The sequence below is a fragment of the Thalassobaculum salexigens DSM 19539 genome, from assembly GCF_000423805.1.
GTDB lineage: Bacteria > Pseudomonadota > Alphaproteobacteria > Thalassobaculales > Thalassobaculaceae > Thalassobaculum > Thalassobaculum litoreum.
In genome coordinates, this window is record NZ_AUIR01000012.1 from 154,974 (window position 1) to 173,459 (window position 18,486).

20 protein-coding genes are annotated in these 18,486 nt (G+C 67.8%); 10 read left to right on the forward strand and 10 right to left on the reverse strand.

Annotated features, from left to right (window positions below):
• Window positions 1-3 precede the first annotated feature (3 nt).
• The 3 genes from G578_RS0100760 to G578_RS0100770 all read left to right on the forward strand — a co-directional run bounded on the left by G578_RS0100760 (window position 4) and on the right by G578_RS0100770 (window position 2,965).
• On the forward strand, window positions 4-693 hold the full coding sequence (locus G578_RS0100760; protein WP_028792631.1) for a CvpA family protein: 690 nt from the start codon (window positions 4-6) through the stop codon (window positions 691-693).
• A 93-nt stretch (window positions 694-786) separates the two neighbouring features.
• Window positions 787-2,247, forward strand: a complete 1,461-nt coding sequence (gene purF, locus G578_RS0100765; RefSeq protein ID WP_028792632.1) for an amidophosphoribosyltransferase — start codon at window positions 787-789, stop codon at window positions 2,245-2,247.
• A 7-nt stretch (window positions 2,248-2,254) separates the two neighbouring features.
• A complete protein-coding gene (locus tag G578_RS0100770; protein ID WP_028792633.1) occupies window positions 2,255-2,965 on the forward strand; it encodes an SDR family NAD(P)-dependent oxidoreductase in 711 nt (236 codons plus the stop codon).
• A gap of 49 nt (window positions 2,966-3,014) precedes the next feature.
• On the opposite strand, the gene G578_RS28000 is transcribed toward G578_RS0100770, so the two are convergent.
• From G578_RS28000 to G578_RS0100805, 7 genes are all read right to left on the reverse strand, one after another.
• Window positions 3,015-5,399: a sensor histidine kinase gene (locus tag G578_RS28000; RefSeq protein WP_028792634.1), complete on the reverse strand. Its 2,385-nt coding sequence runs from the start codon at window positions 5,397-5,399 to the stop codon at window positions 3,015-3,017.
• A 163-nt stretch (window positions 5,400-5,562) separates the two neighbouring features.
• Entirely contained in the window at window positions 5,563-6,087 is a 525-nt protein-coding gene (locus G578_RS0100780) for a PAS domain-containing protein (RefSeq protein ID WP_028792635.1), read from the reverse strand.
• A 149-nt stretch (window positions 6,088-6,236) separates the two neighbouring features.
• Window positions 6,237-6,764, reverse strand: coding sequence for a cysteine dioxygenase (locus G578_RS0100785; RefSeq protein ID WP_028792636.1), 528 nt, complete (start codon window positions 6,762-6,764; stop codon window positions 6,237-6,239).
• Window positions 6,765-6,771: 7 nt separating this feature from the next.
• Entirely contained in the window at window positions 6,772-7,098 is a 327-nt protein-coding gene (locus G578_RS0100790) for a hypothetical protein (protein WP_028792637.1), read from the reverse strand.
• A 52-nt stretch (window positions 7,099-7,150) separates the two neighbouring features.
• Window positions 7,151-8,590, reverse strand: coding sequence for a ribosome biogenesis GTPase Der (gene der, locus G578_RS0100795; RefSeq protein ID WP_028792638.1), 1,440 nt, complete (start codon window positions 8,588-8,590; stop codon window positions 7,151-7,153).
• A 10-nt stretch (window positions 8,591-8,600) separates the two neighbouring features.
• On the reverse strand, window positions 8,601-9,938 hold the full coding sequence (locus tag G578_RS0100800; RefSeq protein WP_028792639.1) for an outer membrane protein assembly factor BamB family protein: 1,338 nt from the start codon (window positions 9,936-9,938) through the stop codon (window positions 8,601-8,603).
• Between the two features lie 7 nt (window positions 9,939-9,945).
• Window positions 9,946-10,590, reverse strand: coding sequence for a tetratricopeptide repeat protein (locus G578_RS0100805; RefSeq protein ID WP_028792640.1), 645 nt, complete (start codon window positions 10,588-10,590; stop codon window positions 9,946-9,948).
• 254 nt (window positions 10,591-10,844) lie between these two features.
• On the opposite strand from G578_RS0100805, the gene G578_RS0100810 reads away from it, so the two are divergent.
• From G578_RS0100810 to G578_RS0100830, 5 genes are all read left to right on the forward strand, one after another.
• The gene (locus G578_RS0100810) at window positions 10,845-11,183 is read left to right on the forward strand and encodes a DUF2794 domain-containing protein (protein ID WP_028792641.1); all 339 of its coding nucleotides are present in this window, start codon (window positions 10,845-10,847) and stop codon (window positions 11,181-11,183) included.
• A gap of 309 nt (window positions 11,184-11,492) precedes the next feature.
• Entirely contained in the window at window positions 11,493-11,774 is a 282-nt protein-coding gene (locus G578_RS0100815) for a hypothetical protein (protein WP_028792642.1), read from the forward strand.
• Window positions 11,775-12,074: 300 nt separating this feature from the next.
• A complete protein-coding gene (locus tag G578_RS0100820) occupies window positions 12,075-12,428 on the forward strand; it encodes a PilZ domain-containing protein (protein WP_028792643.1) in 354 nt (117 codons plus the stop codon).
• Between the two features lie 38 nt (window positions 12,429-12,466).
• A complete protein-coding gene (locus tag G578_RS0100825; RefSeq protein WP_028792644.1) occupies window positions 12,467-13,063 on the forward strand; it encodes a hypothetical protein in 597 nt (198 codons plus the stop codon).
• Between the two features lie 82 nt (window positions 13,064-13,145).
• Window positions 13,146-13,922, forward strand: coding sequence for an SDR family oxidoreductase (locus G578_RS0100830; protein WP_028792645.1), 777 nt, complete (start codon window positions 13,146-13,148; stop codon window positions 13,920-13,922).
• A gap of 227 nt (window positions 13,923-14,149) precedes the next feature.
• Here the strand turns inward: G578_RS0100830 and G578_RS0100835 are convergent, their stop codons facing one another.
• Both G578_RS0100835 and G578_RS0100840 read right to left on the reverse strand, forming a co-directional pair.
• Complete coding sequence (locus G578_RS0100835; RefSeq protein ID WP_028792646.1) at window positions 14,150-15,031, reverse strand: hypothetical protein; 882 nt, start codon at window positions 15,029-15,031, stop codon at window positions 14,150-14,152.
• A 95-nt stretch (window positions 15,032-15,126) separates the two neighbouring features.
• Window positions 15,127-16,155 carry a nucleoside hydrolase gene (locus G578_RS0100840; RefSeq protein WP_084618590.1) on the reverse strand — a complete coding sequence of 343 codons (1,029 nt, stop codon included), beginning with the start codon at window positions 16,153-16,155 and terminating at the stop codon, window positions 15,127-15,129.
• A gap of 160 nt (window positions 16,156-16,315) precedes the next feature.
• Here G578_RS0100840 and G578_RS0100845 point away from each other — a divergent pair, with 160 nt between their 5' ends.
• Window positions 16,316-16,531: a DUF3126 family protein gene (locus tag G578_RS0100845; RefSeq protein WP_028792648.1), complete on the forward strand. Its 216-nt coding sequence runs from the start codon at window positions 16,316-16,318 to the stop codon at window positions 16,529-16,531.
• Between the two features lie 224 nt (window positions 16,532-16,755).
• Here the strand turns inward: G578_RS0100845 and G578_RS28005 are convergent, their stop codons facing one another.
• Window positions 16,756-17,460, reverse strand: a complete 705-nt coding sequence (locus G578_RS28005; RefSeq protein WP_156907154.1) for a sulfotransferase — start codon at window positions 17,458-17,460, stop codon at window positions 16,756-16,758.
• Between the two features lie 320 nt (window positions 17,461-17,780).
• Between G578_RS28005 and G578_RS0100855 the strand changes: the two genes are divergently transcribed.
• Entirely contained in the window at window positions 17,781-18,485 is a 705-nt protein-coding gene (locus G578_RS0100855; RefSeq protein ID WP_211228828.1) for a 2OG-Fe(II) oxygenase, read from the forward strand.
• Window position 18,486: the final 1 nt, after the last annotated feature.

Consider the following 18,486-nt stretch of genomic DNA (forward strand, 5'->3'; position numbering starts at 1 on the left):
TCAATGGATTCCCTGCCGATCAACATCACCGACATCGCCGTCATCACCGTGGTGGTCCTGTCGGGCCTTCTGGCGCTCATGCGCGGTTTTGTCGCGGAGGTGTTCTCCATCGTCGCCTGGGTCGGCGCGCTGGCGGTCGGCATCTACGGCTACAAGCCGGCGACCCCCATCGTTGAGGACCTGACCGGCATCGACGGACCATTGGGCGAGTTGATTGCCGGCGGCGTGCTGTTCATCGTCGCCCTGATCATCTTCATGATCCTCGCCCGACTGGCGAGCGGAACCCTGCAGATGGTGGGGCTCGGCGCGGTCGACCGGTCGCTCGGCTTCCTGTTCGGGGTGTTGCGTGGCGTGGTCCTGGTCTGCGTCGCCTACCTGCTCGTGCTGTGGGCGGAACCGGACTCGCAGGATCACCCGACCTGGATCACCGAGGCGAAATCTCTACCTCTGATCGTGGCCGGATCGGACATGCTGGTCACCCTGGTGCCGGAACACCTGCGCAGCCAGGCCGACACAGAGGCGGCGCGACTCCGCAGGCAGGCTGAGGATGAAACCCGCGAGGCCTTGAAAGAGCGGCTGCTCAGCCCCACACCTCGCAGCGACACCCCGAATCCCGATGCGTCGGGGGGCAATCAGGGGTATACTGACAAGGAACGTCAGGAACTGAACCGGGCCATCCAAAGCACCCAATAGGTGGGTGCTGTTTCGTTTTGGAGGGCCGTCGCCGATCGGATGGGGTATGACCCCGTCCGACATCTCCCCCTCGAGCGAGGACCGGACCCGCGCATGACGCTCACGACCTCTCCCTATGACGACGACCATCTTCATGAAGAGTGTGCGATCTACGGCATCTTCGGCACGTCCGACGCCGCCGCGCACACCGCCCTGGGCCTCCACGCCCTGCAGCATCGCGGCCAGGAAGCGGCCGGGATCGTCGCCACCGACGGGACGACGTTCAACGTCCACCGCGGCCTCGGCCATGTCGGCGAGAATTTCGGCGAGGACAATCAGGAGGTCATGGACCAGCTCGTCGGTCACTCGGCGATCGGCCATACCCGCTACTCCACCACAGGCGAGACGGCGCTGCGCAACGTGCAGCCGCTGTTCGCGGATCTGGAGTTCGGCGGCTTCGCGCTGTGCCACAACGGCAACCTGACCAACGCCCTGCAGGTGCGCGAGGGTCTGGTGCGCCAGGGCTCGATCTTCCAGTCGACCATGGATACCGAGGTCATCATCCACCTGATCGCCCGCTCGCGCCGCGCGTCGGTGGTCGACCGGCTGGTCGAGGCGATGAACCAGGTCGAGGGCGGCTATTCCCTGATCTGCATGAGCAAGGACACACTGATCGGCCTGCGCGACCCGTTCGGCGTACGCCCGCTGGTGCTCGGCAAGATCGGCGACGCCTATATCCTGTGCTCGGAGACCTGCGGCCTGGACATCATCGGCGCCGATTTCGTCCGCGACATCAATCCGGGCGAGTTGGTGGTGATCGACGCCAAGGGTGTGCGCTCGTTCTTCCCGTTCCGTCCGCGGCCGAGCCGGTTCTGCATCTTCGAGTACATCTACTTCGCCCGCCCCGACAGTATGGTCGAGGGGCACAGCGTCTATGCCGCCCGCAAGGGGATCGGCGCCGAGCTGGCGAACGAGAGCGGGGTCGATGCCGACGTGGTCGTCCCGGTGCCGGATTCCGGCGTGCCGGCGGCGATCGGCTATGCCGAGGCCTCGGGCCTGCCGTTCGAGCTGGGCATCATCCGCAACCACTATGTCGGCCGGACCTTCATCCAGCCGACCGACAAGGTCCGCCACCTGGGCGTCAAGCTGAAGCACAACGCCAACCGCGGGCAGCTCGAAGGCAAGCGGGTGATCCTGGTCGACGATTCCATCGTCCGAGGCACCACCTCGACGAAGATCGTGGAGATGGTGCGCCAGGCCGGGGCGACCGAGGTGCACATGCGCATCGCCAGCCCGCCGACCACCCATTCCTGCTTCTACGGCGTCGACACGCCGGAGCGCTCCAAGCTGCTCGCCGCGCAGATGAGCGTGGAGGAGATGGCGGAGAAGATCGGCGTCGACAGCCTCGCCTTCATCTCCATCGACGGGCTGTACCGGGCGATGGGCGAAGCGGCGCGGAACAACGACGTGCCGCAGTTCTGCGACGCCTGTTTCACCGGCGACTATCCGATCTCGCTGACCGATTACACCGGCGGCCGGACGCGTCAGCTCTCCCTGCTCGCCGAAGCCTCCTGAGGGTTCTATGACTGGCATTCTCGAAGGGCGTGTCGCGCTCATCACCGGCGCGTCGCGCGGCATCGGTGCCGCCGTCGCCGAGGCCTTCGCCCGCGAGGGCGCCCACCTGATCCTGGTGGCGCGCACGGTCGGCGGCCTGGAGGAGACGGACGACCGGGTCAAGGCGGCCGGCGGCGAGGCCACCCTGGTCCCGATGGACCTCACCGATTTCGAAGCGATCAACCGCCTGGGCGCGTCGATCTACGAACGCTGGGGCAAGCTGGACGTGCTGGTGGCCAACCACGGCATCCTCGGGGTGCTCAGCCCGATCTCGCACTACGACCCCAAGCTCTGGGACGAGGTGATGACGGTCAACCTGAGCTCCTGCCAGCGGCTGGTGCGCAGCCTGGACCCGCTGCTGCGCCAGTCGGACGCCGGACGGGCGATCTTCGTGACCTCCGGTGCCGCCGTCGGCGAGCGACCGAACTGGGGCGCCTATGCGGTGTCCAAGGCCGCGCTGGAGGCCATGGTGCGCGCCTATGCCGGCGAGACCCGGCGCACCAACCTGCGGATCAATCTGCTGAACCCGGGCGGCACGCGCACAAAGATGCGGGCGACGGCCTTCCCGGGTGAGGATCCGATGACCCTGAAGACGCCGGAGGATATCGCCCCCGCGTTCCTCGACTTGGCCTCTCCGGCCTGCGTCGCCCATGGCGAACGGATCGACGCGCAAGGCTGACCACCCCGAAGAACCGACCGAAAAAACCACCCCGGAGAAGCACGTCGGCTCAGTTGCCGTTCGAGCGGTCCGGGCTCGGACCTGAGAACACCGGCAGGGTCGCCACGACCCGCGTTCCCTCTCCGGGGGCGCTGTCCACCTCGATCTGACCGCCGAAGCCGGCGATGATGCGTCGGGCGATCGCCAGCCCCAGACCCGGCCCCTCGGTACTGGCCCGCAGATGGGTGTCGGCCTTCCAGAACGGATCGAACACCCGCGGCAGATCGACCGGGTTGATGCCGCTGCCGCGGTCGACGATGCCGACCGTGACGCGCCGCGGATCCTTGCCCGGGCTGGGGGCCGCGGCGACCGAGACGGCCGAGCCGGGCCTGGAAAACTTGATGGCGTTGGACAGAAGCTGCTCCAGGGCGCGGGTCAGCATCGCCGGATCCGCCGCCACCGGCTCCAGCCGGCCATGCAGGGTCAGCTCCACAGTCACCCCGGCCGTCGCCGCCTCGCGGCTCACCGCGTCGATGGCATCCTCCAGCACGCCCGCGATATCCGTCGGCCGCGGCGCCGTGCCGACGGCCCCGCTTTCGTAGCGGGCGTATTCCAGGATGCGATCGACCATCTCCAGCAGCGTCGCCGCGCTGGCGCTGATATGGCCGATATACTGGCGGGCCTTCTCCGAGCCCATATCCGGCGCTCCCTGCAGCATCTCGGAGAACCCGGCGATGGCATTCAGCGGCGTGCGGAACTCGTGGCTCATCTGCGCCAGGAAGAGGGTCTTGGCCTGGTCGCTGCGCTCCGCCGCCTCGCGCGCCGCCACAATACCCGCCTCCAGGACGTTGGCCGTGGAGACGTCCTCGAGCACCAGCAGGATCCGGGCCTCGTCGCCGTCGCCGAGCGGCGACAGCAGGACCCCGTATTCCGCCTCCGCGCCGTCGGCGTCCGGCAGCACCGCCTCGCCGCGGATCGTGCGCCCTCCGGCCACCAGCTCGGCCTTGGCCGCGAACTCGGCTTCCGACATGCCCAGGACCGCGGTGTCGAGGCGGACATCGTCGCCGTCGCCGACCGACAGGGCGGTACGCGCCGCCCCGTTGGCGAAGCTCAGCCGCCGGTCGGCCTCCAGGATCGCGATCCCCACCGGCGCCCGCTCCATCGCCTCCACCAGCTCGCGCAGCCGGTCGATCAATGACAGCCGGGCAGCCTGGCGTTCGCTGATCATCTGACCAGCGGCGATCACCGCCTGGTCGATCTGCCGCATCTCTTTCGCCCCGGACACCGGCGCGCCGTCCCCATTGCCGCCGGCGCCGATGACCGCCAGCCGCGAGGAGATCGCCGCCATCGGCCGCTCGATCGCCCGGTGCCAGAACAGCAGCAGCAGGACGCCCGCCAGCAGACAGGCGGCGACGCTGATCGCCATGATCTCGTTACGCAGGCGGTAGACCCAGCCGAAGACGGCGTCCTCGGGCACGGCGACGACGATGCTCCAGGGCATGCCGGCCTCCGCGAAGCCGACCAGGTGGACGATGTAGGACCGACCGCCGACCACCACGTCGCGCAGCACCCTGCCGTCTCCGGCCGCCGCCAGCGCCTCTCGGTCGGCCTCGAGCAGGGCCAGGAGAAGGGCCGGGCGCCGGCTGTCGTCGGGCTCGGCGAACAGCGCCCGCCCCGCCTCCCCGATCTCCGCCGGCAGAGCGACCACCTCGCCGTCCCACCCGGCGATGAACGCCTCGCCGCCGCCGGGCAGGGCCAGGGAGGACAGGAACTTGGAAAAGGAACCGGTCTCGATGTCGACCGAGACCGCACCCCAGCTGTCGGCCGAGGTGCCCATCAGGGCGTTGGCAGTGGAGACGCCGGGCGCGCCGGAGGTGAAGAAGGTATAGGGCTCGGTCCAGCGCTGGATGTCGTCCTGGGCTTGTTCCTCGGCCTGCTCCTGGGCTACCCGGTACCAGGGCCGGGTGCGCGGGTCGAACGGGTCGTCGTCGTCGCGCCAGCGCCGCACCAGCTCGAACTGCCGGTCGCGCAGGCGAAACTCGACCGTACGGCCCTCTTCCGCGACGCGGATATGCTTTGTCAGGAAGGTCGGCGGCCCCGGCGCCCGGACCCGTTTGACCATCATGAACTCGCCGGTCGAGCGGCCCATGTAGAGCGCGTCCACCACCGGATGACTGGTCAACTGGTCGAACATGAATCGTTCGAAAGTGTCGAGGGACACGTCCACCGGACCGTGGCGCTGCAGGACGAAGCGGGCCAGGTCGACCGCGTCGGTCGCCGGATCGACGAACCGCTCGAAGCGCAGCCGCACCGTATCGGCGACGGCCCGGGTGGTGTGTGCGGTGTTGGTCGCCACCGAACCGGTCACCACCGCCCAGGTGCTCACGGCGACGATCCCGGCGGTGAGCGTCTGCACGCCGGCAAAGACCAGAAGCACCAGCCATTTCAGTTTCATAGGGTCATCCGCCCCAATTCAGCGGCCGGCGCCGCCCGGAATCGCGCGCCCGAAACGATCCCCCTTCTACCCGATGCCGTGGGCACCAGCCCAATCGTCTGGCGAATACTCAAACATCGGGGGTGCTCTGTATAGAGCCTACACGGACATAGGCTCGCCGGCCCTATAGCCCAGCGCGGCGGTTCGCCGGCGCCGAGCGCACCGGCACGGCGCTGAATTTGCTCGGCTCCAGCGCCTTCAGGATCCGTGTCACCCGGCCGCCCTCCGGACGGATCGGCAGCAGCAGCCGGACATAGCTCCACGGCTTTCCGTTGATCGAGACATAGGAGCGGTGGGTCAGCATCGGGGCCTCGGTTTCCGCGACCGTCAGCAGGCCGTCGAGCACGAGCTTCGCGTCCCGGGCGCCGAAGAAGTCGTGGACGCTGGTGCCCTTCAACTCGCGGCCATAGAGATCGCAGGCTGCCGTTCCGGCCAGACGGATCACCGCGTCCTTCGTCCCGTCGAGATCGACCAGCATCAGATAGGGCAGCGCCCGGGGCGGGAGGTCCAGGGCATCGACGCCCGTCGGCGCCGCGCCGTCACCGAGCCGCCGCCAGGTCTCGAAAACACCGGAGAGAACCGGGAAGCGCTCGATCGAGCCCATGTCCAGGGCGTCGTTGACCGACTCGAATGACTCCGGGCGTAACATGGAAAACAGTCCACAATCTGGTCTTGGACCGGCGGTACCGATCCGTACGTAAGGTCGGCACGGCACCGACGACGGAAACCCCAACCTTGTTGGCCGGGCGTCGGGTGTCAAGCCGTGGTCGCTGTCACAAACTCCGTGGGGAGGTTGGTCTATCGGTAGGCCCGCACCCTGCTTTCGTAGCTATCCAGGGTGAACGGGAGCGCCTCGCCGGAAGCCGTATCCCACAGCGTGCGTTCGATCCCGACGATGTCGCCCAGATAGACATGGACGCCGATCGACGGGGTCGGGTCCGGGTTGGCGATGGCGTGCACGTCGCGCGGGGCGAGCACCAGAATGCCGCCGGGACCGGCCGTCTGCTCCCGGTCCAGGGTGATGCGCTGCCCCTCCCGGCGGTAGCGGCGGTGGATCTCCACCCCCTCCAGCATGGCGATCACCGCCGTCATCCCGTGATCGTGCGGCGGCCCCGCCGTGTTCGGCGCCTGACGCACCAGGAAGACCGACAGGTCGTCGGCCCGGTGCAGCACGTAATCCTCGCCCTCGAAGTCGGGGATCTCGGCGATGGTCGTGTCCGGATCCGCCGTCACCAGCGACAGCGCGGCCTGCACCCCGGCGACCGGATCGGTCGATCCCGCCGCACGACGGCAATCCTCCACCAGCCTGTTGAGAATCTCGCCCACCCCGTCCTCACTCGCTCTTCAAGGTGTCTTCCATCCCGCGGATGGCCAGCTCCAGGTTCCGCAGGGTCTGCTCCAGCTCCCGCAGCTTGGAGCGGTCCATCGCCTCGGTCTGCAGCGCATAGCGGATGCCCGACGCGCGGGCCTTCAGCCGGGCCAGCCGCGTGCCGCCCTGGTTCACGGTGCCGGTCTGGTTCAGGGAACCGCGGCGCAGCGGCATGCGGCCCTTGGTGTAGCGGTGGGTCGGCGGCGTGCCGTCGTTCCGTCCGTCGTACATCCGCGCAAGGTCCGAGATCGAGACCCTGGCATCCAGCTTCGTCTTCCCGCGGCTTCGCATGGCGGCTCCGTCCTGCGCTGCGTGCGGCAGCCGCCCCGTCACCGCCTCTCGGCTAGCGGTCGTCGACGTAGGGGTTGCGCCGTTTGCGCAGATTAACCCGGATCGGCACTCCGGCCAGCCCGAATTCGTCCCGCAGGCCGCCGATCAGGTAGCGCACGTAGCTTTCCGGCAGCTCGTCCGCCTGGCTGACGAAGGCGGCGAAGGTCGGCGGACGGGCCTTGACCTGGGTCATGTAGCGCAGGCGCAGGCGCCGGCCCTTGGACAGCGGCGGCGGATGCTGATCGACCATGCGCTCCAGCCAGCGGTTGAGCCGGCTGGTCGGCACCCGGGTGTTCCAGACGTCGTAGATGTCGAACACCGCGTCCAGCAGCTTGTCCAGATTGCTGCCGCGCAGGGCGGAGACGGCGATCCAGGGAATGCCGCGCACCTGGGCGAGCGACGTGTCCAGCCGGTCGCGCAGGCGCTGGCCGGCGGCGTTCTTGTCGGCGACCGCGTCCCACTTGTTGACGGCGATGATCAGGGCGCGGCCCTGGTCCAGCACCGTGCGGGCGATGGCAAGGTCCTGCTTCTCCAGCATCTGCTCGCCGTCGAGCACCAGCATGACCACCTGGGCGAAGCGCACGGCCCGCATGCTGTCGGTGGTCGACATCCGCTCCAGCTTCTCCACCACCCGGGCCTTGCGGCGCAGACCGGCGGTGTCGATCAGGTGGATCTCCCGGCCCTTGTAGCTCCAGGGGATCTCGATGGAGTCGCGGGTGATGCCGGCCTCGGGGCCGGTCAGCAGCCGGTCCTCGCCGAGCAGCCGGTTGATCAGGGTCGACTTGCCGACGTTCGGACGGCCGACGATGGCGAGCTTCAGCGGACCCTTCGGCCCCCGATCCTGCAGGATCGCGTCCTCTTCCAGATCGGCCTCGTCGAGATCGACGCCGTCCAGGACCTCCTCGGGGAACGGGTCCTCCTCGTCCTCCGCATAGAGCTCGGCGGCGAGCACGGGATCGGCCTCGATCCGGGCGCGGATGATGTCGTAGAGCTCGCCCATGCCCTCGCCATGCTCGGCGGAGATCGGCACCGGGTCGCCGAGCCCCAGCTTATAGGCCTCGCTCAGCCCGGCGATACCGCCGCGTCCCTCGCACTTGTTGGCGAGCACGGTCACCGGCACCTTCACCCGGCGCAGCCAGTCGGCGAAATGGGCGTCCAGCGGCGTGACGCCGGCCCGGGCGTCGATCATCATGAAGACCAGATCGGCCTGCTGCACGGCCGCCTCGGTCTGGCGGCGCATGCGCCCTTCCAGGCTGTCGTCCTGGGCGTCCTCCAGGCCGGCGGTATCGACGATGCGGAAATTGAGGTCGGCGATCCGGCCGTCGCCTTCACGCCGGTCGCGGGTCACGCCGGGGGTGTCGTCGACCAGGGCGTGCTTGGTCCCGGTCAGCCGGTTGAACAGCGTCGACTTGCCGACATTCGGCCGGCCGATGATGGCGACCTTGAGCGCCATGGCGGGTCCCCTAGCGGTACGCGCGCAGTTGCGCGTCGTTGTCGAGGACGTAGATCGTGCCACCGGCGACGATGGGGGCGACATAGACCGGGTCCCCGACCTCGATCCGGCCGAGCAGTTTGCCGGTATACGGCGAAATCGCATAGACGAAGCCGTCGGACGAGCCGACCAGCAGCCGGTCGCCGACCAGAACCGGACCGGCGTACTGGATCGGCCCGGTCTGATCCTCCATGTCCTCGTAGCGCGGCAGGCGGTGCACCCAGCGCACCCGGCCGTCGCGCCGGGTCAGGGCCACCACCTCGCCGGTCAGGCTGACGACGAACACGAACTCGCCGGCCACCCAGGGCATCGAGGTGCTGCCGATGGCGCGTTCCCACACCCGGCGGCCGGAGCGCATGTCGATCGCCGCCATGCGGCCGGCATGGCTGACCGCGAAGGCCAGGTCGCCGTCGATCACCGGGCTGCCGCGGATGTCGGACAGGCGGGAGATGGCGTCCAGCGCCCGCAGGCTCGACAGGTTCTCGACCCAGACCACGCGACCGGTCTCGACACGCAGGGCGAAGAGCTGACCGGAGGAGTACGGCACCAGCACCGTCGAGCCCTGCACCGCCGGGGCGGCGCCGCCAAGCAGGGAGGCGATCTCGGTGATGCCCTGGTGCTCCCAGATCCGGGATCCGTCGGCGGTCGACAGGGCGATGGTGCGGTTCTCCAGGGTCACCGCGAACAGGCGCCCGTCGGCGATCGCCGGCGCCCCGCGCACCGGTCCCGGCAGGCGCACGCGCCAGTTCTCGGAGCCGTCGGCGATGGCGAAGGAGATCACCTCGCCGAAGCCGGTGGCGGCATAGACGTTCGCGGCGTCGGCGACGATGCCGCCCGGATAGACCGCGTCGTCCTCGTCCTCGGGCCGCAGGTCGTGCTCCCACAGCTCGCGGCCGTTGGCGGCGTTCAGCGCCCGCAGATTGGCCTCGCTGTCGAGCACGAGGACGGTGTCGTCCACCACCAGCGGCTGGGTCAGGAGCGACACCTCGTCGTCGCCGCCGCTGCCGATCGACACGGACCAGGCCTGTGCCAGGGCGTCGCCGGCATCCACATGGCCGAGCGCCTTGGAGGCGTTGCCGCCGGGCTGCGACCAGTAGGCGTTCACATAAGGACGCGGCAGCACGACCTGCAGGTCGGCGATGCTCGGGTCCTCCTTGAGGCCTTCGCCGATCTGCAGCACCGGAAGCCGCTCGCCCGGCAGCGGAATCTGGGCGTCCTCGCCGAAGAAGTCGCCGCTGCCGCAGCCGGCGAGCGCGAGGGTGGCGGCAAGGGAGGCGACGAGGGGGAAACGGGCGCCGAAGCGGATCACGCTGACCTCACCCGCCCAGGGCCTGGAGGAGTTCGCTGGCGCGCTGGCGCAGCTGCCCCGGCGTCTCCGGGTTGTCGGCGATCAGCTTCAGGGACTCCCGGGCGGCGTCGATGTCCCCCTCCTGGATCGAGATCGCCGCCTCGGTCTCGCGGGCCAGCGGCTCCCAGGCGTTGCCCGGGGTCAGCAGCGGCGCAAGGTCGCTGTGCAGGGTCGGGGCGTTGGCGGTGCCGATCCGCAGCCTTACGCCATGCAGCCGCGCCAGATCGCCATAGGGCGCCGGCACCGACGAGTCGTTGGCGATCGCCATGTAGGTTTCGGCGGCGGCCGGAATATCGTCGGCATCGACCAGGGCGGCGGCCTGGCTCAGCCGGGCGATCGCGGCATAGCCGGCATCGCCTGAATCGGCCAGGGCGGCGAAGGCCTCGGCGGCCTCGCGCGGCTTCTCCTGCCCGAGCAGGGCGGACGCCTCGGCATAAGCGGCGGCCTGTTCGGCCCGCTGGTTCGCCTTGTATTCGCGCCAGAAGACGTTGCCGGCGACGGCCAGGACGATGCCAACGCAGAGCGCGATGACCCAGCCGCCATACTTCTTCCACAGCGTCGCGGCGCGCTCCTGCTGCAGTTCTTCGTCGACTTCCCGGAAGATGTCGGCCACGGCATCGTTCTCCAAACTCAGGTGTCCGGCTCGCCCGCCGCATCCGGAACACGGTCATCCGCGGATATGCGGCGGTCGCGCAACCTAGCGGCGGGGCGTGCGGAAATCAACGCGCACCCGCCAACCGCCCTTGGCGGCGACGCGAGGGCTGGGACATGTCCCCGGGACATGACCGCTGGGGGTTTACCCCGCCGGGAAATTCAGAAAGACTTCCTAGCAGACAGGCTAGGTAACGCAAGGATATCCGCCGGCCGATGGAAAATCTCATCCGTCTCCCGAGCACGCGCAAGTCGGTCCGCCACTTCTTCTTCACCCGTCACGAGTTGGGTCAGTTGCTCTCGCTGTATGCGAGCCGCGTCGCCGCGGGCGAATGGCGGGACTATGCGCTGGACCGGCATGACGACATGGCGGTGTTCTCGATCTTCCGGCACACCCACGAACGGCCGCTCTATTCGGTGTCGAAGACCCAGCGCCGCGGCCAGAAGCGGCCGACCTTCGCCCTGTTCGCGGGCCAGAAGCGCCTGAAGAGCAGCACCAGCCTGCTGGACGTGCTCGCCGTCTTCGAGAAGCTGCCCCGGCTGGTACAGAGCTGAGGGCGCTCTGTGCCGATCACCTCGGGCGCGGCCACCTCCGAACTCACCCCCTCCCCCGCCGCCATCCCGTCCCGGATTAAATCCGGGATCGGTTCGGGATGACGAGTGAGTTGATAAATAAATACACAAACAAACATAAAGACGTCTTCAAACGCTTGCGTCGCTTCAACTGAATTGCACATTATCCAATACAACTTTTGACTGAATCCGCGACATGCAAAAGGCCGGTTGAATTTCGCTCCCAGTTGTTCGCCTCGAGTGTTCTTGTTATGTTCTCACTCGACAGAACGGGACGAGGACGGTCGCGGCATGGGACGGATGAAGCGGGAGTTGATGGACCGGAAGGACCGCGACCAGCGGGCGGCCCAGTTGGGGGATCTGCTGTCGGCCAAGGTTGGCGTGTTCTGCTGGTGCAACCGGTGCAGCCACTATGCAGAGGCGTCCACCGCCATGCTGATCGCCCAGCTCGGCCCGGCCTTCCCGGTGCCGGAGATCGGCGCGCGGATGCGGTGCAGCTCCTGCGGATCGAAGGACGTGTCGACCCGCCCCGCCTGGCCCAATCTCGGCCCGGTCAGCAAGCACACGGCCTAAAAAAACCACGGTCAGGCGAAACATCCGGTCGTGTGAAGTCGCTCTATCCTTAACGAGTTGGAGGGCGATTCACGGTCGGCCCACTGGGCAAAGGCGATCCACGCGGACGGCTCCGGCCGGGCAGATTCTGCCGCCGGCGCGGGCGCGTCGGACCGACGGCACGGCACGAATCGTTGGAAAACAACGCCCGCCGCCGTGACCTGCCGCCTTGGCACGCCGGTTGCTGGAGAACCGGCGGAGACCGTGCCCTCGGACACCGCCTCCGCAGGACACGATGAAGCATCAATCGGAGATGACCCCATGTCACCCACCCCCGCCCCGGGCAACCGCCAGGCCGACCGCCGCAGCACCCGCCGGATCTCCGCCCCCATGACCGTCGTCATCGGCAATGCACCCTATGCCATCGGCGACTGGAGCCTCGGCGGCCTCCGGGTGCTGGAGTATTCCGGCGCGCTGGAACCGGGCGACTGTACCGCCATGCGCGTCTTCGTGCCGACCGCCGGCCCGGGCGCCCTGTTCCGCACCAGTGGCGAGGTCCGGCGCAAGGACGACGATGACGGGTCGGTCGGCGTAGCGTTCAACAACCTGGATTCGGTCGCCTTCGCCACGCTGAACCGGTATTTTCGCGAACGAGTGCTCCGCGGCACCCTCTGATCGCGGGCAGCCCGATGTCGATGCGAGCGGAACAGCGTATGCGCCCACCGTCCAACCGCCCTGCCCCCAACCGCCCTGCCCACGCCGGCCCGCCCGCCCGGCGCGGCCCCGCCGGTGCCGGAGCCGCGGTCTCCCCCGGCCCGGTCTTCCGCGAGTCCCCCGCGAACTCCGATGACGGGCCGATCTATCCGAGCCTGAAGCGCAAGACGCCGAAGGAACGGGCCGACAGCATCGTCGCCGACCTGAAGGAGGCGATCCTCAATCCAGGCCGCCTGGACGGCAGCACCGGCATGGCCTACGGCGACTGGCAGAAGATCGCGCGCAACAAGATCACCCGCGCCATCGCCGAGGCCGAGGCGTCGGCCATGTTCCGCGAGCTGATGTCGGCCAACCGCATCGGCGGGCTGTGCATGCGCGTCGGCTTCCTGCTGCTGGCGGCGCTGGCCTCGTTCGGCGGGTTCTGGTTCGGCACCGTGTTCATCTGGGACACCTACGGTCCGGCCTGGGGCACGGGCGCCATGGCCTCGGCCATCGGCCTCGCGCTCGCCTTCGTCGTCGCCGGGGTGATGCTGAGCGGCAAGGACGTGGAGATCATCCGCAAGGACGTGCGCCAGAAACTCAACCTGGACGACTGAACCCGCATTTGAAGAACTGACGCGACGAACCGGCCCCCGCTATAGTCCCTGCGGCCAAGAAACCGAGTACCGGAGGGACCCCATGAAGCTCGATCTGACCGGCAAGCGCGCCATCATCACCGCAGGCGCCCAGGGCATCGGCCGCAGGACGGCGGAGGTCTTCGCCGCTGCCGGCGCCACCGTCTATACCTGCGACCTGGACGTGGACGCGCTGGAAGACGCCAAGGCGACGATCCCGGGCCTGCAGGGCGTGCCCTGCGACGTCGGCGACGCCGCCGCCTTCCAGGACTTCATGGACAAGGGCATCGAGACCCTGGGCGGGCTCGACATCATGGTGAACAACGCCGGCACCGCCGGGCCGACCGCGCCGGTGGAGGACGTCTCCCTGGAGGACTGGACCGCCTGCCTCACCATCAACCTGACCAGCGCCTTCCTGGGCACCCAGAAGGCGGTGCCGGCGCTGATCAAGTCGGGCGGCGGCAGCATCGTCAACCTGTCCTCGGCGGCCGGCAAGTTCGGCTTCCCGCTGCGCAGCCCCTATTCGGCGGCGAAGTTCGGCATCGTCGGCTTCACCCGCACCTGCGCCATGGAACTCGGCCCCCACGGCATCCGCGTGAACTGCGTCCAGCCGGGCCCGGTGGAGGGCGCGCGCATCGACCGGGTGATCAAGGCCAAGGCGGAAGCCGGCGGCATCTCCGAGAACGAGATGCGCACCAAGATGGCCGACGTGACGCTGATGAAGCGCTTCGTGACGGCGGGCGACATCGCCCATCAGATCCTGTTCATCTGCTCCGAGGCCGGCCGCAACATCACCGGCCAGTCGCTCAGCGTCGATGCCGGGCTGGAGGGACTGGCGTAGCGCCCCTCACCGCCCTCCCGACGCGCCCCGGATCCGCTTCGGGGCGCGTCCGGGATGACGGGAAGAGAAGCGAAGCCGACCCGGGCACTCCTGCCACCTCTCCCCTTCTCCCACTCCCCGGCCCTGTGCCAACGGGTGAGGCGTGCGCGGCCCAGCGGCAGCAGCACGCGGATGGGAAGGCCCCGGAATAAGTCCGGGCAGTGAGCAGAAGAAACGGAAACCGCCGCCTACGGCCGGTAGATATCCGGGATCAACGCCGGAGCGTACAGGGCCAGCACCACCGCCAGCGCCGCCGGCAGCGCCAGGATCCCCGCCAGGGCGATCGGACGCACCGCCTCCGATTTGGTCAGCGCGTTGGTCGCCACGAAGCGGCGGGCCAGCGGCTCGATCGCCAGGGCCGACAGCACCAGCAGCACGAGCACCACCGGTACGCGGGCCTGGTAGACCATGACCGCCGCCAGGGCGATCGCCACCGCACTGCCGCCGATCTCCCCCGGCGCGCCGAACGGCAGGCGCCGGTTCGGCCAGTTGCACACCACCCAGCCGAGCCCGGCCGCCGCCAGCGGCAAGCCGATCGACCAGGCGTATCCCGGTCCCGTCGCCAGCCCCACGGCGCCGAGCCCGGCAGCGATCACGATCAGCGCCACCGGGGCGCAGAGCTCGACCTCGGCGATCTGGTGCATCCGGCCGACGATCAGGCCGGCGACCGCCGAGACCTCGAACACCCGGTAGGGAAACTGATGGGCCGGCGTCTCGCCGGAGATGACAGCGGTCACGTCGATCCCGGAGGTCCAGACCACCGCCAGGAACGGCCAGAAGAACGCCGCCAGGGCCGAGATGAAGCGGGTCTGGGTGACCATCTCGATCAGGACGCCGATCAGCCCGCCGGCCGCCGCCAGCCAGACCAGCTTCTCCATCACCGTCACCGGCGGCGTCGGCGCCAGCCCGGGCAGCAGGGCCACGGCGACGATCAGCCCCACCGGAATGCCGAAAGCGGCCGTCCGCGCCCCCGTTCCGGCGCCGCCGATCAGCCGCAGCAGCACGGCCACGGCCACCGTCACCAGAACGGGTACTGCGAGGGTGGCGATCAGGGGATCGGTCAGCGTCATTGTCCTACCATGCCAAGTTTCAGTCCCGTCGTCATGCCCGCCGTGCCTCAGTCCCGACCAGACTCGGCCCCGACCAGACTCAGCCGCATCCAGACTCAGCCCCCGGACAGGGCCGCGTCGAGCGACGCCAGCCGCTCCTTCAGCCACTGGATGAAGGCCGGCGCGTCGACGCCGATCACGATATCAGCCGTCGGCTCGATGGAGGCGAAATCGGCCACCGTGCGACCCCGGGCCGCACCGCTGTCGGTCACCACGTCGATCCGGGCCGCCCGGGTCTCGAACAGCTCCGGTCGGATGGTCCAGGCCACCGCCATGGCGTCGTGCACGGCCTTGCCGCCCTGCGCCGCGGTGCTGGGCGTGTCGTAGCCGCCGAGCATCGCGGCGGCGATCCGACAGACCTTTCCGCCCGTCGCGGCGAGGTCGGCGATCCAATCCGGCGACAGCAGCGCCTGATGGGTGGCATCGAGCGGGAACAGCACCGGGCGGGCCGCCACCGGCCATTCAGTGGTGGTCAGCACGGTGCGGGCGGCTTCCGGGTCGGTGAAGACGTTGAACTCGGCCTGGGGCGTGACGTTCCCCTTCTCCACTCCGCCGCCCATGATCACCAGCCGGCGCCAGCGCGCCGCCGTCTCCGGCCGCTTGATCAGCGTGACCGCCACGTTGGTAAGCGGGCCGACGGCCACCAGCGTACGGCCCCGTTGAGCCTCGGCGATCAGCGCGTCGACCCCATGCGCCTCGGCGAGGCCCCCACGGCCTTCGGCATGGCCCCCGCGACCTTCGGCATGGCCATCGTCGCCGTCCGCCAGTTCGACTCCGCCCAGGCCGTTGCCGCCGTGGATATGGGCCGCGTCGTGCACCGGAGCGGTCAGCGGCCGCGGGCAGCCGGCATGCACCGGCACCTCCGGCAGGCCCGCCAGACTGCGCAGCCTGCAGGCGTTGCGGGCAGTGAGCGCCAGGCCGACATTGCCGTGGGTGGCGGTCAGCGCGGAGATCCGCACCTGCTGCGGGCAGGCGGCGGCCAGCAGAATGGCGATGGCGTCGTCGATGCCGGGATCGCAATCGATCACGATGTCGGTGGGTGCGGCGGCGGGCATGGCATGTGGGGCGGAAGGCGGCGACGTCATGGCGGGTCCTCGGCGGAAGTCAGCCCCCTTCTACGCGATCCGGGCGCGAGGCCAAACCGCCATCGCGGTTGCGCGACCACCGCCGCCTGCGATAAGCCGGGGTCGACAGCGAGATCATGCTCACTACATTGCCAACTCACTTCACCGCGAGGAGACCGACGTGACACCGAAGGAAATCGCTCAGGTACAGGCGTATCTGCGCAACCGCTTTTCGAACAATCGGATCGCCCTCGTCCCGCGCACCAACAAGGACGATTCGGTGGAGGTCATGCTCGACGACGAATTCCTCGGGGTGATCTTCCGCGACGATGAGGACGGCGAGGTCTGCTACCAGTTCAACATGACCGTCCTGGACATCGACCTGGCGTCGCTCTAAGGCCGGGCGCACCCGCAGCGGCGCACGACACCGTCCAAATCCCCACCTGATCGAACCGCCTCCGGTGCGCCGCCCCGGGTGCGGATACTCCCGCAATGACGTCCAACGCACTGCCGACGGTTGGCGCGGGCGTCATCCTTCCGCCGGATCCGCATCCCGGGCGGACGCCAGACCGACACCGAACCGCCCTGGTTTTCCAGAGCGGGCTAGGCCCTTGATCGTTCTTATGTCTTGTTTGAATGGGGCATGGGAACTTTCATGTGCGGGGGGATGTTCAGAAAGTCACATATCTTCCCGGTGTCCTGTTCTTTGGTAACGTCAATAATCAGAAGCTTACCTTCGGTCTCCGAGAAGTATCTTTTGATCTCAGCATTACGGCTTTGATACATGTTCACATAGTAATCTTTATCGTATAATTTTTCCCACAGCACTTCCCGGTTTTCGCCATTGAACACGCTGAGGAGCATTTTCTTATTGGCGTGATTGTACCCAGGATAAAGATACGTAAATTTATGAAGGATGTCCTCTTCCGTTACTTTTGACATCTCGCCCATGTCGAAAAGTTTTTTGTGAAAGTTGGACATTGAGGCGAACCACGCGTCGGGATCCCGCTCAGATAAAATGAACTTGCTGTTGGGAAATAATGCGTCGGCGGCGACGTAGGTCAGTCCTTGCGAAAACGGCATGTCCTGGAATGCATCGAAATTCCGACAGTATTCCTTAAATTCGGTGTAGTCGGTAGAGAACACCTGTCTCGTCAAGCGCACTTCCTGATCCTGCTGATCGGGAAGCTTATAGCCATAGAGCCGAAGAACCTGTTCTAATGTCGTTGTACCCGTTTTATTGTAGCCGATACAAAAAACCTTATTAAATGACTTATTGGAAATAACAGTTGGCGAAACAATCTTGGTGAACTCTTCTGGAGTCATGGTTTCTTTCGCCTGTCGGACAAGGCGCCTTTCCCGATCAAAGGTGAAGCAATTCCAGAAACTCTAAGATAAATCAATGAATTAAACCGTGCGATCACAGTTCATGCAAGTCAGAAACGCTGTCGAATAAATCGCCTATACATGTAACTCCCTCCGATCCGATCCTGCCTGCGCCTTCTGGCGGACAGCATGGGGCGCCGTGGAAGCCGCGCACCTCCGCCGCCGCCACGGACGCGCCCGATTTGAGAGCAACAATCGGAGTGTCCATCTGCCGTGCACAGGGGCAAATGCGCGCCGAACGGAGAGCAGGAGTGAAGTCCATGACGGAAGCCCGGATCGCCGCCTATGACTGGCCCGCGCTCACCAGCGAGTTGGACAATACCGGCTGCGCGGTCCTGTCCGGGCTCCTCACCCCGTCCGAATGCCGCGACACGGCCGCGCTCTATCCGGAGCCGGGTCGCTTCCGCAGCCACGTCATCATGGCCCGGCACGGGTTCGGCAAGGGGGAATACCGCTACTTCGACTATCCCCTGCCGGGCCTGCTCGCGGGCCTGCGCACGGCGCTCTATCCGCGTCTGGCGGGACTGGCGAGCCAGTGGAACGGGCGCATGGGCGTCGATGAGCGCTTTCCCGAGAGCCACGCGTCGTATCTCGCGCGCTGTCACGCCGCCGGTCAGACCCGACCGACGCCGCTGCTGCTGCAATACGGCCCGGGCGACTTCAACTGCCTGCATCAGGACCTGTACGGGGATCTCGTCTTCCCGATCCAGGTCGCCATCCTGCTCTCCGAGCCGGGCGAGGACTTCACGGGCGGCGAGTTCTGCATGACCGAACAGCGGCCCCGCATGCAGAGCCGGGTGGAGGTGGTGCCGCTACGCCAGGGCGATGCCGTCGCCTTCGCCGTCAACAACCGGCCGGTACGCGGCACCCGCGGGAGCTACCGCGTGAAGCTCCGCCACGGGGTGAGCCGGGTCCGCTCCGGCCTGCGCCATACGGCCGGGATCATCTTCCACGACGCCTGCTGAC